Annotated in this window: 16 protein-coding genes, 4 tRNA genes and 1 other annotated feature; all 20 genes read left to right on the forward strand. The window is 38.4% G+C overall.

Annotated features, from left to right (window positions below; translation table 11 throughout):
• Nucleotides 1-48: 48 nt before the first annotated feature.
• A tRNA-Gly gene (locus IKV95_RS03010) sits at nt 49-123 on the forward strand.
• Between the two features lie 29 nt (nt 124-152).
• Nucleotides 153-241: transfer RNA gene (locus tag IKV95_RS03015), tRNA-Leu, on the forward strand.
• 6 nt (nt 242-247) lie between these two features.
• Nucleotides 248-321 (forward strand) — tRNA-Arg (locus tag IKV95_RS03020).
• A 9-nt stretch (nt 322-330) separates the two neighbouring features.
• Nucleotides 331-404: transfer RNA gene (locus IKV95_RS03025), tRNA-Pro, on the forward strand.
• Between the two features lie 276 nt (nt 405-680).
• The gene (locus tag IKV95_RS03030) at nt 681-1,139 is read left to right on the forward strand and encodes a CtsR family transcriptional regulator (RefSeq protein ID WP_029091570.1); all 459 of its coding nucleotides are present in this window, start codon (nt 681-683) and stop codon (nt 1,137-1,139) included.
• Nucleotides 1,140-1,169: 30 nt separating this feature from the next.
• A complete protein-coding gene (locus tag IKV95_RS03035) occupies nt 1,170-3,671 on the forward strand; it encodes an ATP-dependent Clp protease ATP-binding subunit (protein WP_287451398.1) in 2,502 nt (833 codons plus the stop codon).
• Nucleotides 3,672-3,877: 206 nt separating this feature from the next.
• Nucleotides 3,878-5,263, forward strand: coding sequence for a DNA repair protein RadA (gene radA, locus IKV95_RS03040; protein ID WP_029091568.1), 1,386 nt, complete (start codon nt 3,878-3,880; stop codon nt 5,261-5,263).
• Nucleotides 5,264-5,278: 15 nt separating this feature from the next.
• Nucleotides 5,279-6,361, forward strand: coding sequence for a PIN/TRAM domain-containing protein (locus tag IKV95_RS03045; RefSeq protein ID WP_029091567.1), 1,083 nt, complete (start codon nt 5,279-5,281; stop codon nt 6,359-6,361).
• A gap of 13 nt (nt 6,362-6,374) precedes the next feature.
• Nucleotides 6,375-7,073, forward strand: a complete 699-nt coding sequence (gene ispD / locus IKV95_RS03050; RefSeq protein ID WP_119945763.1) for a 2-C-methyl-D-erythritol 4-phosphate cytidylyltransferase — start codon at nt 6,375-6,377, stop codon at nt 7,071-7,073.
• Between the two features lie 2 nt (nt 7,074-7,075).
• Nucleotides 7,076-7,552 (forward strand): 2-C-methyl-D-erythritol 2,4-cyclodiphosphate synthase, encoded by a 477-nt coding sequence (gene ispF / locus IKV95_RS03055; RefSeq protein WP_029091565.1) that lies wholly within the window; start codon nt 7,076-7,078, stop codon nt 7,550-7,552.
• Nucleotides 7,553-7,587: 35 nt separating this feature from the next.
• Nucleotides 7,588-9,057 carry a glutamate--tRNA ligase gene (gltX, locus tag IKV95_RS03060; RefSeq protein WP_069118452.1) on the forward strand — a complete coding sequence of 490 codons (1,470 nt, stop codon included), beginning with the start codon at nt 7,588-7,590 and terminating at the stop codon, nt 9,055-9,057.
• A gap of 53 nt (nt 9,058-9,110) precedes the next feature.
• Nucleotides 9,111-9,320: a binding site (T-box leader), on the forward strand.
• Nucleotides 9,321-9,373: 53 nt separating this feature from the next.
• Entirely contained in the window at nt 9,374-10,012 is a 639-nt protein-coding gene (gene epsC, locus IKV95_RS03065; protein ID WP_029091563.1) for a serine O-acetyltransferase EpsC, read from the forward strand.
• On the forward strand, nt 10,012-11,430 hold the full coding sequence (gene cysS, locus IKV95_RS03070) for a cysteine--tRNA ligase (protein ID WP_069118450.1): 1,419 nt from the start codon (nt 10,012-10,014) through the stop codon (nt 11,428-11,430). The genes epsC and cysS overlap by 1 nt, the downstream gene beginning before the upstream one ends.
• Nucleotides 11,431-11,432: 2 nt before the next feature.
• Nucleotides 11,433-11,840: a Mini-ribonuclease 3 gene (locus IKV95_RS03075; protein ID WP_029091561.1), complete on the forward strand. Its 408-nt coding sequence runs from the start codon at nt 11,433-11,435 to the stop codon at nt 11,838-11,840.
• Between the two features lies 1 nt (nt 11,841).
• Nucleotides 11,842-12,585, forward strand: coding sequence for a 23S rRNA (guanosine(2251)-2'-O)-methyltransferase RlmB (rlmB, locus tag IKV95_RS03080; RefSeq protein WP_029091560.1), 744 nt, complete (start codon nt 11,842-11,844; stop codon nt 12,583-12,585).
• A gap of 1 nt (nt 12,586) precedes the next feature.
• Nucleotides 12,587-13,108 carry an NYN domain-containing protein gene (locus tag IKV95_RS03085; protein WP_069129623.1) on the forward strand — a complete coding sequence of 174 codons (522 nt, stop codon included), beginning with the start codon at nt 12,587-12,589 and terminating at the stop codon, nt 13,106-13,108.
• 66 nt (nt 13,109-13,174) lie between these two features.
• A complete protein-coding gene (locus tag IKV95_RS03090; protein ID WP_069129624.1) occupies nt 13,175-13,786 on the forward strand; it encodes a sigma-70 family RNA polymerase sigma factor in 612 nt (203 codons plus the stop codon).
• A gap of 87 nt (nt 13,787-13,873) precedes the next feature.
• Nucleotides 13,874-14,023 carry a 50S ribosomal protein L33 gene (rpmG, locus tag IKV95_RS03095; protein ID WP_029091557.1) on the forward strand — a complete coding sequence of 50 codons (150 nt, stop codon included), beginning with the start codon at nt 13,874-13,876 and terminating at the stop codon, nt 14,021-14,023.
• A 31-nt stretch (nt 14,024-14,054) separates the two neighbouring features.
• Nucleotides 14,055-14,240 carry a preprotein translocase subunit SecE gene (gene secE / locus IKV95_RS03100; RefSeq protein ID WP_069118445.1) on the forward strand — a complete coding sequence of 62 codons (186 nt, stop codon included), beginning with the start codon at nt 14,055-14,057 and terminating at the stop codon, nt 14,238-14,240.
• Between the two features lie 142 nt (nt 14,241-14,382).
• The coding region (locus IKV95_RS03105) for a transcription termination/antitermination NusG family protein (RefSeq protein ID WP_287451397.1) at nt 14,383-14,612 on the forward strand (230 nt) is incomplete at its 3' end.

The raw sequence follows: 14,612 nt of genomic DNA on the forward strand, positions 1-14,612 counted from the left end.
ATCTGGCGCCGCAAGGCGTGGGGGTTCAAGTCCCTTCATCCGCATTATGCGAAAGTAGTTCAGTGGTAGAACATCACCTTGCCAAGGTGGGGGTCGCGAGTTCGAATCTCGTCTTTCGCTCCATTTATATTTTTTTGTTTATTTACACCCTTGCCGGGGTGGCGGAACTGGCAGACGCACAGGACTTAAAATCCTGCGGTGAGTGATCACCGTACCGGTTCGATTCCGGTCCTCGGCACCATATATAGCGCCCATAGCTCAATTGGATAGAGTACTTGACTACGAATCAAGCGGTTAGAGGTTCGACTCCTCTTGGGCGCATTATACATACGGGAAGTAGCTCAGCTTGGTAGAGCACTTGGTTTGGGACCAAGGGGTCGCAGGTTCGAATCCTGTCTTCCCGATACGTGAAACAACTCATAATTTATGGGTTGTTTTTTTTTTGTTTAAAAAGATAATTAAGCCACTATTTAATATAAGCTGCTAAATTACCCAAGTTATGCTTGTTTGTATTTTAAAGCATTCGGCTTTACTTCTTAAAAAGTAATGGGGTATGATATGTTTTATCCATTCGAGTTGGATGAGTTGATATGTTTGCACTCGTAATTGCTATTCAGTATAATGAGTATAAGTCAAATTAGGTCAATCAAATTTTGACGGAAACTTGGAGGTTGATACTGATGAGCAATATGTCGGATGTTATAGAAGCCTATATTAAAAGATATCTTGAAGCAGAAGAAGCGATAGAATTAAAACGCAATGAAATGGCACTACATTTTCAATGCGTCCCCTCACAAATCAACTATGTGATTAATACACGATTTACAACAGAACGTGGTTATACAGTTGAAAGTAAACGTGGTGGCGGTGGCTATATACGTATTGTAAAAGTACGATTAAGTACTCATAGTCAATTAGTAGAAGCTTTGTTACATTTGCTTGAGGATAAGGAAATTACGGAAAATGTCGCTACAGATGTCACTTATCGACTGTATAAAGAAAATGTTGTCACAGAAAGAGAAGCTAACTTAATGATGGTTTCTTTAAGACAAAATTTATTAGGTGATAAAACAGGCGATAACGAAATAAGAAAACAATATTTACGTGCTTTTCTTGAACATTTAAAATACGCAGAATAAAAAATAGAAGTAATTATAAAGGAGTGGCTGATTATGTTTGGACGATTTACACAACGCGCACAAAAGGTTATTGCGTTATCACAAGAAGAAGCAATACGTTTACGTCATAGTAATTTAGGAACGGAACATATTTTATTAGGTCTCATTCGTGAAGGTGAAGGCATTGCTGCTCAAGCTTTAAAAGAATTAGGGTTAGATACTGCCAAAATTGAAGCAGCCGTTTCAGAGCTAATCACAGAAGGTCAGGATGATGTACAAATCATTCGATATACACCGCGTGCTAAAAAAGTGATTGAACTTTCAATCGATGAAGCCCGTAAATTAGGCCATACTTACGTTGGGACAGAACATATCTTATTAGGATTGATTCGTGAAGGTGAAGGCATCGCTGCACGAATTTTTAGCAACTTAGATATCAGTCTTAACAAAGCGCGTCAGCAAGTACTACAATTGTTAGGTGTCAGTACACAACCTAACCAAGCAAATAGAGCTAATGTGCAAGGAACGCCTACTCTAGATGGTTTAGCTCGTGATTTAACTGAAACAGCACGAGAAGACAAATTGGATCCCGTTATCGGTCGTTCAAAAGAGATTCAACGTGTGATTGAAGTATTAAGTCGTCGTACAAAAAACAACCCAGTACTTATTGGTGAACCGGGTGTGGGTAAAACAGCAGTAGCTGAAGGACTCGCTCAACAAATTGTTAATAACGAGGTACCCGAAACGCTTCGTGGAAAACGTGTCATGACATTAGATATGGGGACAGTTGTTGCGGGAACAAAATACCGTGGTGAATTTGAAGACCGTCTTAAAAAAGTAATGGAAGAAATTCGTCAAGCAGGTAATGTTATTCTCTTTATTGATGAATTGCATACTTTAATTGGTGCAGGTGGTGCTGAAGGTGCAATTGATGCTTCAAATATTTTAAAACCGTCACTTGCCCGCGGTGAGTTGCAGTGTATTGGTGCAACAACACGTGATGAATACCGTAAATATATCGAAAAAGATGCAGCTCTTGAACGCCGTTTCCAACCAGTTCAAGTCGAAGAACCGTCAATTAAAGATTCAATTATGATTCTGCAAGGTTTACGTGATCGTTATGAAGCTCATCATGGTGTTGAGTTTACAGATGAAGCAATTGAAGCTGCTGTTACAATGTCACAACGCTATATTCAAGACCGTTTCCTACCAGATAAAGTAATTGATTTAATTGATGAAGCTGGCTCAAAAGTACGCTTGAAATCATTTGTAACACCTGTAAATGTTAAAAAACTTGAAAACGAATTAGCGAGTATTCGTCAAGAAAAAGACGCTGCAGTCCAAGGACAAGAGTTTGAAAAAGCAGCTGCTTTACGTGATAAAGAAAAACACTGTGCTAACAACTTGAAAGAATGCAAAGAAACATGGGACAGTGAAAAATTAGGCGATCACCAACAAGTTGATGCGCAAGTCATTGCTGAAGTAGTTGCTAGTTGGACAGGTATTCCGGTTGCGAAATTAGCAGAAACAGAATCACAACGATTATTAAATCTTGAAAAAATCTTGCATGAACGTGTTATCGGACAAGATGCGGCAGTTAAATCAATTTCTAAAGCAGTTCGTCGTGCGCGTGCGGGACTTAAAGACCCAGCGCGTCCAATTGGTTCATTTATCTTCCTTGGGCCTACAGGTGTAGGTAAGACCGAATTAGCACGTGCATTAGCTGAAGCGATGTTTGAAGATGAAGATGCAATGATTCGTATTGATATGAGTGAGTACATGGAGAAATTCTCTACGGCACGTTTGGTAGGAGCGCCTCCAGGTTATGTGGGTTATGAAGAAGGCGGACAGTTAACAGAAAAAGTACGTCAAAAACCATATGCTGTATTATTGCTTGATGAAATTGAAAAAGCCCACCCAGATGTCTTTAATATTTTATTACAGGTATTGGATGATGGTCGTTTGACTGATTCAAAAGGTCGAGTAGTTGATTTCAGTAACACGATTATTATTATGACATCTAATATTGGTGCACATGAGATAAAAGTGGATAAAACAGTTGGCTTTGGAGCAGTAGACCCTTCAAAAGATTTTGATGTCATGCAAAAACGCGTGTTAGCGTCATTGAAAAATGCATTCCGTCCTGAATTCTTAAACCGTATTGATGAAAATGTAGTGTTCCATTCACTCGGTGAAAAAGAATTAACTAAAATTGTTAAATTGATGGTTACACAACTTGAAAAACGTTTATCTGAACAAGATATTCACATTTCATTAACACCGAAAGCAATTAAAAAGATTGCCAAAGAAGGTTATGATCCAGAATATGGTGCACGTCCAATTCGTCGTGCCATCCAAAAAAATATTGAAGATTTACTTTCTGAAGAAATTCTTCGAGGCAATGTTATTAAAGGACAAGCAATTTCAATTGATTTAGATAAAGATGATACGTTCATCGTCAAAAAACCGCGTAAAAAAGCAGCGGTTAAATCAAAAGAAACAGCAAAACCAAAAACAAAAGCAACAAAAAAAACAGCGATTAAAACAAAATAAAACAATGTGTGTAAAGTTTGAGCAGAGGTCTAGAACCTCTGCTTTTTTTATTGAACTATAGATACAATTAATATCTGAATCCAATTTGAGAGATATAAGAGCCATTTTCTATATTTTGTTCGTTTTCAGAATAGGCTTATACCTGTTGTTTCCCTTAAAATATGTTAAACTTATTAGAAAATATACTATTGTAAAGAAGGTGCGTTATGGCAAAGAAAAAAGCGAGTACTAAATTTGTCTGCAACGCCTGCGGATATGAGTCTCCAAAATGGATGGGGCGTTGCCCTAACTGTAGCGAATGGAACCAAATGGTCGAATTTGTTGAGGCAAAAGTCCAAAAAGGACGAACTAGTTTTAATCATACAGAAGAAATGGAAAGTCAGCAGGCATTGCCTCTTTCTAAAATAACAAGTGAAACTGAACAACGTATCTTAACAGATATGCCAGAATTGAATCGTGTCCTCGGCGGGGGATTAGTTAAAGGTTCATTGGTGTTGGTCGGTGGTGACCCAGGGATTGGTAAATCAACACTATTGTTGCAAGTATCAGCACAACTCACAACAGCAAAACGCAAAGGCCTTTATGTTTCGGGAGAAGAATCAATCAAGCAAACAAAACTACGGGCTGAACGTTTAAATGTGGATGGGGATTTATTATATGTTTATGCGCAAACCGACTTAGAAGTCATCTCTAAAACAATTCAGACTTTACAGCCGGAATTTGTCGTGATTGATTCGATCCAAACCATCTATCACCCTGATGTGACAAGTGCAGCAGGGAGCGTCACACAAGTAAGAGAGTGTACGTCAGAATTGATGCGTCTTGCAAAGACGTTAAACATTGCCATCTTCATTGTCGGTCATGTGACAAAAGAGGGTACAATTGCAGGTCCACGTATGTTAGAACATATGGTTGACACTGTTTTATACTTTGAAGGTGAACGCCACCATGCCTACCGGATTTTACGCGCCGTAAAAAATAGGTTTGGATCTACCAATGAAATGGGTATCTTTGAAATGCGCGATGTCGGTTTGGTAGAGGTCGACAACGCCTCAGAAGTATTTTTAGAAGAGCGTTTAGAAGGAGCTGCTGGTTCTGCAGTTGTTACCTCAATGGAGGGGACACGTCCTGTTCTGGTAGAGATTCAAGCATTGGTGTCACCGACTGTTTATGGAAATGCACGTCGAATGGCAACAGGAATGGATTATAATCGTGTTTCTCTAATTATGGCGGTACTTGAGAAACGTGAAGGTTTAATGCTTCAAAATCAAGATGCCTATCTTAAAGCAGCAGGTGGTGTGAAGTTAGACGAGCCTGCAATTGATTTAGCAATAGCAATAAGTATTGCATCGAGTTATTATGATACACCAACAGCAGCAATGGATTGCTTTATTGGTGAAGTCGGTTTAACGGGAGAGTTACGTCGTGTTGCTCGTATTGATCAACGCGTACAAGAAGCTGCAAAACTAGGTTTCAAACGTATTATTATACCAGCGAACAATATCGGTGGTTGGACATTCCCTGCTGAGATTGAAGTAGTAGGTGTATCAACATTAAAAGATGCGATTCATAAAGCATTTCCAAATAGATAAAAAGGAGGAGTTAGCGTGGCTAAAATATTAATTTATATCTGTTATGCTATTGTAGGGAGCACACTCGGCGTTGTCGGAGCCCCTTATCTATGGCATGCAATTTTTGGCAATGATGTATCACCGTTTTTAGACAACTCGATTGTTAATACGATTATTGGTCTTATAGTGTTTGTAGTATTATTTTCTTGGGCAATTAAACATATCGAGCGTGGTTTAAGAACAATTGAAAGTTTCCTTGCAAAAACATCGAATACAAGCGTTTTGTTCGGTAGTTTAGGATTGATTGTAGGTTTGATTATTTCATTTTTACTTAGCTTACCAATTGGCCAAATTGAAGTGCCAATTATAAGCAATGTTTTACCAATCTTATTAGCGATTTTCTTTGGGTATTTAGGTGTTCGCATGGGGATTACTCGTAAAGAAGAATGGATCAATATCATAACGCTTAAAAATACTGGTAAGAAGAAACAAGCTGAAGCAGTTGTTAAAGAAAAAGAAATTAAAGAAAAACCGAAATTTCTAGATACAAGTGTTGTCATTGATGGTCGTATTGCTGATATTATCCGTACTGGATTTTTAGAAGGACCTATTATGATTCCGTTGTTTGTGCTAGAAGAATTACAACATATTGCAGATAGCTCAGATTCACTGAAACGTACAAAAGGTCGACGTGGATTAGATATACTTAATGCATTGCAAAACGAAAAACAAGTTGAGGTTAAAATGTTTGAAGGCGATTATGAAGATATTACAGAAGTGGATAGCAAACTTGTTCGTGCAGCGAAAGAATTCGAAGGAATTGTTGTCACTAACGACTATAACTTAAATAAAGTGTGTGAGTTCCAAAAAATTCCTGTATTGAATATTAACGATTTAGCTAACGCAGTAAAACCCGTCGTATTACCTGGGGAAAAATTAAATTTACTTGTCGTTAAAGACGGTAAGGAAAGAAACCAAGGAATTGGTTACCTTGATGATGGAACGATGATTGTTGTAGAAGAAGGTCGTCGCTATATCAACCAGACCATTGATGTTGTGGTTACTAGTGTGTTACAAACATCGGCTGGTCGTATGATATTCGCTAAAGCGCATAAATAAGCGAGGCTAAATTATGGAAAAATATGATGCAATCGTATTGGCTGCTGGTGTTGGTCGCCGAATGGCAGCAACAAAAAATAAAGTCTTATTAACACTTGATGATGGACGAACGATTATAGAACATACTGTAATGGCATTTTTAGAGGACAGCCAGTGTGCGAGAATTGTGTTAGTTGTACAAGCCGATGATCACTCCGAAATAACGGATATCATTGCCAACGTTGAAGGTAATGAAAACATTATGTTAGTCATTGGTGGACGAGAACGCCAAGATAGTGTGAAAATAGGGTTGCAAGAATTACAAAATGGTGCGAATATAGTAATGGTACATGATGGTGCTCGCCCCTTTATTCAAAAGGAAACACTTGAACGAGTGTTTGAAAAAACGCGGGAAACTGGTGCTGCAATTGTGGGTGTGCCAGTGAAGGATACGATTAAACGAGTGATCGAAGGTGCTGTTGTAGAAACAGTTGAGCGCGCGTGTTTATGCCAAGCGCAAACACCACAAGCATTTCGGCTAGAGCTATTAAAAGCTGCGCATAAATATGCTGAAGAAGTCGCTTTTCTAGGTACTGATGAAGCGTCACTGGTTGAACAACTAGGTATCACCGTTCACGTGGTCAAGGGTTCTTATCAAAACATTAAAATAACAACACCAGAGGATATGGTACTAGCGCAAGCTATTGTTAAACAGTTAAAAGAGGAGCGATAACGATGAGCGTGAGAATTGGTCAAGGATACGACGTACATCAACTTGTTGAAGGGCGTTTACTTGTCCTTGGAGGAATTGTGATTCCTCATACAAAAGGACTGTTAGGTCATTCTGATGCCGATGTTTTATTACATGCTATCATAGATGCATTACTGGGAGCTGCAGGACATCGTGATATTGGGTACTTCTTTCCAGATACAGATGACGCGTTTAAAGATATCGATTCAAAACAACTGTTGCGACAAGTTTGGGTGAAAGTGCAGCAAGAGGGTTATCAGTTAGGTAATATTGATAGTACCATCGTGGCGCAAAAACCACATCTTTCAATTCATATCCCGTTAATGCAACAAACAATTGCGGATATTATGAAGGTAGACCCAACACAAATAGGTATTAAGGCAACAACCAATGAACACCTCGGCCCTATTGGTCGGGAAGAAGGGATTGCTGCATTAGCTGTGGCACTCTTAGAAAAATAAATTAAAAGCAACATTCCATAAGGAGGAATTTTACAGTGAGTAAACGTATTCGTGTGCGTTATGCACCAAGCCCAACAGGACATTTACATATTGGTAATGCCCGTACAGCAATTTTTAACTATTTATATGCCCGTCATGCAGGTGGCGATTTTGTTTTACGTATTGAAGATACAGATTTAAAACGTAACGTCGCAGATGGTGAAACAAGTCAAATCGAATTTTTACAATGGTTAGGACTTGAGTGGTCAGAAGGCGTAACAAATGAAGGGCAAGCAGGCGAGTTTGGACCTTATCGTCAATCTGAGCGTAATGAAATTTATGCGGAATTGATTGAAGAATTGTTAGAAAAAAACTTAGCCTATAAAGCTTACGATACAGAAGAAGAGTTAGCAGCAGAACGTGAAGCTCAAATCGCTGCAAGCACGATGCCACGTTACTCTGGTCGTGATGCCAACTTAACAGAAGCGGAAATCGCTGCCTATGAAGCAAAAGGCCTAAAACCAAGTATTCGTTTCCGTGTACCAGCAAATCGTACGTTTGCTTTTGACGATATTGTCAAAGGGAATGTATCATTTGAATCAAAAGATATCGGTGACTGGGTTATCTGCAAGAAAGATGGTATTCCAACTTATAACTTCGCTGTTGTAGCAGATGATCATCTGATGGAAATGACACATATCTTGCGTGGGGATGACCACATCTCAAATACACCAAAACAATTGATGATTTATGATGCATTTGGTTGGGACGTGCCTGTCTTTGGCCATATGACATTAATCGTAAATGACCAACATAAAAAATTAAGTAAACGTGATGAGTCAATCATCCAATTTATTGAACAATATGCGGAATTGGGTTATTTACCAGAAGCGTTATTCAACTTTATTACAATGTTAGGTTGGTCACCAGAAGGTGAAGAAGAAATTTTCAGTAAAGAAGAGTTTATTAAAATATTCGATCCTGCTCGTTTGTCACATTCACCAGCTGTTTTTGATAAAGCGAAGTTACAATGGATGAACAACCAATATGTTAAACAACTGAACTTGGAACAAGTGGTTGAGTTGGCATTACCATTCTTGCAAAAAGCAGGTCGTTTACCAGAAACGCTTACTGAGGAACAACATGCTTGGGCGACGAACTTGATTTCTCTTTACCACCAACAAATGAGTTATGGCGCTGAAATTGTTGAATTGACAGATATGTTCTTTACAGAGCATGTGACATTTAACGACGAAGAAAAAGAAGTGTTAGCTGGCGAAACAGTACCAACAGTTTTAGCAGCATTTGCCGCACAATTAGAAGCGTTAACTGACGAAGAATTTGTGGCTGAAAACATTAAGCCAACAATTAAAGCGGTACAAAAAGAAACAGGTGTGAAAGGTAAAAACCTCTTTATGCCAATACGTGTCGCAACAACGGGACAAATGCATGGCCCAGAATTGCCACAAGCAATTGAAGTGTTAGGTAAAGAAGTTGTACTTGCTCGTCTGCGTAAATTAGCGTAATTATTTTTCAGTTGCATGAATGTTATATTCTGCGTATAATTAAGTTAACTATAAAATGATCGTCAATAAGAAGAAGTAATCGAATCCGTTTTTTATAGAGACAATCAGCTAGGCTGGAACTGATTGAAAGACACTCGATGAAATGCCTCTTAGAGACTCTATTTGAATTAAGTAGGATAGAGCGTTCACTGTGCGTTAAACAGATAAGTTGGGAGTGTTCGATTGCTCCAAACAGAGTGGAACCGCGTGAACACGTCTCTGTCATTAGACAGGGGCGTTTTTTGTGCGAAAATCAAAAGAATTCGAGGGATAGTTTATGTTTCGTCATATTAAAGAACAACTTGATGTTGTACTATTGAATGATCCAGCAGCCTCTTCACGCTTGGAAGTGTTTTTGACATACTCGGGTGTGCATGCAATTTGGAGCCATCGACTGGCACATTTTTTCTACCGTCATCGCTGTAAATTGTTGGCACGTATTATTTCACAAGGGAATCGATTTTTTACAGGTATTGAAATTCACCCAGGTGCTAAAATTGGCCGTCGTGTGTTTATCGATCATGGTATGGGATTGGTTGTAGGTGAGACATGTGAGATTGGTAATGATGTTATCTTGCATCATGGTGTTACCTTAGGTGGAACAGGGCATGACACGGGCTGGCGTCATCCGATTATTAAAGATCGAGCATTTATATCCGGTGATGTGCAAATACTGGGTCCAATTATTATTGGCGAAGATAGCAAAATTGGGGCAGGTGCAGTGGTCATTAATGATATACCTGACAAAGCTACTGCTGTTGGCGTACCTGCGAGAGTCATCCGTATAGGTGATAAACGAATTGACGTAGCCGATAAAGCAAAACAACTTGAAAATCGAATCGATGAATTAAATACTGAATTAAAAAAATTAGTAAAAGAAGTAGCAGCAATTCGCGAAGGAAAAGAGGAGAAATAATGAGTATACAAGTTTATAATACGTTGACCCGACAAAAAGAAGTTTTTGAACCGATCAAAAAAGGCGAAGTGAAAATGTATGTGTGTGGACCGACTGTTTACAACTATATACATATCGGCAACGCGCGTCCTATTATTGTGTTTGATACTGTTCGTCGTTATTTTGAATACCGAGGATATAATGTGAAATTTGTTTCGAATTTTACAGATGTTGACGATAAGTTAATTCGTGTGGCAAATGAATTAAAAATGACGGTACCTGAAGTGGCTGATCGTTTTATTAAAGCCTATAAAGAAGATACAAGTGCATTAGGTGTAACGGAAGCGGATGTTCATCCACGTGTTACAGAAAATATGCCTGAGATTATTTCATTGATTGAAACGTTAGTGGCGAAAGATTTTGCTTACGAAAGTAACGGTGATGTATATTACCGTACGCGTAAATTTAAAACATACGGACAATTATCACAACAATCATTACATGATTTGAAAGTTGGCGCTCGTGTTGAAGCGGATGAAGCGAAACAAGATCCACTAGATTTTGTATTGTGGAAAGCAGCGAAACCAGATGAAATTAGTTGGACAAGTCCTTGGGGCGAAGGTCGTCCGGGCTGGCACATTGAATGTTCAGCAATGGCTGAAAAATATTTAGGCAAAACAATTGATATCCATGCGGGTGGACAAGACCTGACGTTCCCTCATCATGAAAATGAAATTGCGCAGTCTGAAGCGGCACATGATCAAACATTTGCACGTTACTGGATGCATAATGGTTACATGAATATTGACGATGAAAAAATGTCAAAATCGGTAGGAAACTTTATCACCGTTCATGATATGTTAAAAACACATGACCCCATCGTCTTCCGATTCTTTATGCTAAGTGTCCATTATCGTAACCCCATCAACTATAGCCCTTCATTGTTGGAAGACGCTAAAAGTGGGTTAGAACGTTTGCAGACAGCTTATTTTAACTTGAAGCATCGTTTGTCTGTTGCGTTGGAAAATGAGCCTGTTGATGCGGATGAATGGTATGAACAACTCAATGATGTTCAACGTGATTTTGAACATGAAATGGATGATGATTTCAACACAGCGAATGCCATTACAACGCTTTACGATTTAGCAAAACGTGCTAATATTTATATAGCTAAAGATCAGGTTGGTTTTGGTGTTTTAGAAGCCTTCATGCATGCTTTTGAAAAATATTTTGCTATCTTAGGCTTAACGCTAGAAGTGCAACACACTATTTCTGATAATCATTTAAGTGATGAAGCAATTGAAGCGTTGATTGAAGAACGTGATACTGCTCGTAAAGAGCGTGATTTTGAACGTTCTGACGAAATTCGTGACTTGTTTAAAGAACAAAACATTACATTAGAAGATACCCCACAAGGGACTCGCTGGAAAAGAGGATAAACATGGCTGATTTAAAACAACTGAATGGATTAGCGTTAGCCTATATGGGTGATGCGATTTTTGAAGTTGCTGTACGTGATCATTTATTACGTCAAGGAAAAACAAATCCGAACCGTCTGCATACAACAGCGACACAGTATGTAAGTGCTAAAGCACAAGATCAAATTTTGAAACATTGGCTAGCGACAGAAGCACTCACTGATTTTGAAGTAACAATCGTAAATCGTGGACGTAATGCCAAATCAAAAACGGTTCGTAAAAATACAGATTTAATGACATATCGTTATTCGACCGCTTTTGAAGCATTGATAGGTTATCTTTATTTAACAGAAGCGACGGAACGTTTAAATGAATTAATGAATTCAGCGATTGCTTTTCATGACGCTGTAATTGAAAAAGGAGGAAAATAAAATGGCAGATGATATTATTGCAGGACGTAACCCCGTCCTTGAGGTATTACGCTCAGATCGTGATATTAATAAAGTATGGTTACAAGAAGGAACAGAAAAAGGTGTAGGTTCACAAATTTTAGCACTTGCTAAAAAACGTGGCGTGCAAGTACAGATGATTCCTAAACAAAAGATGAGCCAATTAACAGATCAAGTACACCAAGGAGTTGCAGCTCAAGTTGCAGCGTATCAATATGCTGAATTAGAAGATTTATTTAAAGCCGCAGAAGAAAAAGGCGAAGATCCTTTCTTCTTAATCTTGGATGAATTGGAAGATCCTCATAACTTAGGTTCGATTATGCGTACTGCTGACACTGTAGGTGCACACGGTATTATTATTCCCAAACGTCGTGCAGTTGGTTTGACAGCGACTGTTGCGAAAGCTTCAACTGGAGCAATTGAACATGTACCCGTTGTTCGTGTAACGAATATTGTTCGTACGATTGAAGATTTACAAAAAAGAGGCGTTTGGATTTTCGGAACAGACGCATCAGCAAAAGAAGATTATCGTTCAATGGACCCAACTTTACCTTTAGCATTAGTTATCGGAAGTGAAGGTCGTGGGATCTCACGCCTTGCTGTTGAAAAATGTGATTTCTTGGTGAGCTTACCAATGCGTGGACATGTAACATCATTGAACGCTTCAGTTGCTGCCAGTTTATTGATGTTTGAAGTCTTGCGTAAACGTTTGCCACTAGGTAAGTAATATGAAGACGATTCTGTTTGTCGACGGATATAATGTCATTGGCAATTGGGAACATCTTGAACGGATTAAACGGCAATCCATTGCGCAAGCGCGCGATCAATTGCTTGAAGAATTGGCAGACTACATTGCTTACACAGGCTATCGAACAATTGTTGTGTTTGATGCGCAATTTGTACAGGGTAAAGAAAGTGAAAGCATGTATAAGAAAATGAAAATTGTCTTTACAGAAGAAAACCGTATCGCAGATGAATATATTGAAGCGCATGCACGTGATTATATGAATGCGTCTACAAATGTAATTGTTGCTACAAGTGATGCGACTGAACAGTGGCAGATTTTTGGGCAAGGGGCGTTAAGACTTTCAGCGCGAGAGTTGTTGATTGAAATTCGTGAAATGGCTAGCCAAGTTCAACAAGATATTAAGAATATCCATCAGAAAACACCTAAATTGACATCTAATTTAGATCCCAAAACCAAAGAAACGTTAGAACGCTGGCGTCGTGGAAGTATGCCTAATGATTGACGTTTTTCACGTACTTACTTATAATGAAGTCACTTAATAGATTGATGAGACATGAGGTGAATGCTAATGTCAGTAGATTCAATACAACGTGAAGAAGAAGCGCGAATGATTGTTGCAGCTAAAAATGGTGACTTAATGGCATTCAATCAGTTGTTAAAGCAGTTCAATCCACTTATAAAAGGTGTTGTTAGCAGCTACTATTTAAAGATGGGCGACCGCGATGATTTAATGCAAGAAGCTTCAATTGGTTTTTTTAAAGCAGTCCGAGACTATGACTTTGAGGCAGAGGCATCCTTCCGAACCTTTGTGAGATTGTGCATTGATCGACAACTTATTACAGCAATAAAAAGTGCAACACGAAAAAAACACGAAATGTTAACAAATTCACTATCTTTGGACATGCCTCTAGCGACTGATGCATCAGAAGATTGGACGTTGTTAGATATTATATCAGCGCAAAAAGCATACGGATCACCGGAAGAAGCGCTAATGGAGCAAGAAGGAGAGTCGCGCTTATTAAAAAAACTTAATGAGCGTTTGACTGCTTTTGAAAAAAAAGTCGTGGTGGAATATATTTCTGGTAAAAGTTACCAAGAAATTGCTAAAGCCTTGTCGAAGACGGAAAAATCGATTGACAATGCTCTGCAACGGATTCGTAAAAAAGCTAGTTTACCTTAAAAGTGTTATCGGCTGAATTTGACAAAAAAAAACGAACGTGTTACGATTTTTTATAGATTAAGTACAGAAACAAGAGGAGTGTCAAACGTGCAAAAAAAAGCATCCTTAGCGTGTGTGGAGTGCGGTTCTCGTAATTATACAATTACGTTGGGTGCATCAGCTCGTACAACTCGTTTAGAAATGAATAAACATTGTAAATATTGTAAAAAACATACAAAACACCGTGAAACAAAATAGTAGAGATGAGAGAGAATTGAGGTAATTAACCATGGCAAGCAAACAAGGTTTTTTCAAAGGCGTTAAAAGTGAATTAGGAAAAGTAGTTTGGCCAACAGGCAAAGAAGTAATTAACTACACAACAATCGTTGTTTTCACTGTTGTCTTTTTAGCGTTATTCTTTATGCTAACTGACTGGGGCATTGGCTCATTAGTTGAAATGATTACAAAGGATTAACTTTTATTTTGGCAATGATAGTGCTATACTAGGACTACGAGAGAAACCCGCATGCGAAAAACGGGTTTTTTATTTTGGTGAAATTAACTATTTTTATATGAGGAGGGTTGAGAAAGCTCCAACGGAGACTTTCTAATAAATTATGAATAAAGATTGGTATGTAGTACACACTTACTCTGGTTACGAAAATAAGGTGAAAATCAACCTTGAAAAACGAATTGAATCAATGGGAATGGATGATAAAATCTTCCGCGTATTAGTTCCTGAAGAAGAAGAAACAGAAACAAAAAATGGTAAAACAAAAGTTGTTAAACATAAAGTATTCCCAGGATACGTATTAGTAGAATTAATTATGACAGATGATTCTTGGTA

Source organism: Brochothrix sp., assembly GCF_017549435.1.
Lineage (GTDB): Bacteria > Bacillota > Bacilli > Lactobacillales > Listeriaceae > Brochothrix > Brochothrix thermosphacta.

Bases quoted from the DNA above. Each gene is read 5' to 3' on its own strand.
- IKV95_RS03030 (WP_029091570.1), top strand. From the start codon at position 681: ATGAGCAATATGTCGGATGTTATAGAAGCCTATATTAAAAGATATCTT.
- radA (WP_029091568.1), top strand. From the start codon at position 3,878: ATGGCAAAGAAAAAAGCGAGTACTAAATTTGTCTGCAACGCCTGCGGA.
- ispD (WP_119945763.1), top strand. From the start codon at position 6,375: ATGGAAAAATATGATGCAATCGTATTGGCTGCTGGTGTTGGTCGCCGA.
- ispF (WP_029091565.1), top strand. From the start codon at position 7,076: ATGAGCGTGAGAATTGGTCAAGGATACGACGTACATCAACTTGTTGAA.
- epsC (WP_029091563.1), top strand. From the start codon at position 9,374: ATGTTTCGTCATATTAAAGAACAACTTGATGTTGTACTATTGAATGAT.
- cysS (WP_069118450.1), top strand. From the start codon at position 10,012: ATGAGTATACAAGTTTATAATACGTTGACCCGACAAAAAGAAGTTTTT.
- IKV95_RS03075 (WP_029091561.1), top strand. From the start codon at position 11,433: ATGGCTGATTTAAAACAACTGAATGGATTAGCGTTAGCCTATATGGGT.
- rlmB (WP_029091560.1), top strand. From the start codon at position 11,842: ATGGCAGATGATATTATTGCAGGACGTAACCCCGTCCTTGAGGTATTA.
- IKV95_RS03085 (WP_069129623.1), top strand. From the start codon at position 12,587: ATGAAGACGATTCTGTTTGTCGACGGATATAATGTCATTGGCAATTGG.
- IKV95_RS03090 (WP_069129624.1), top strand. From the start codon at position 13,175: ATGTCAGTAGATTCAATACAACGTGAAGAAGAAGCGCGAATGATTGTT.
- secE (WP_069118445.1), top strand. From the start codon at position 14,055: ATGGCAAGCAAACAAGGTTTTTTCAAAGGCGTTAAAAGTGAATTAGGA.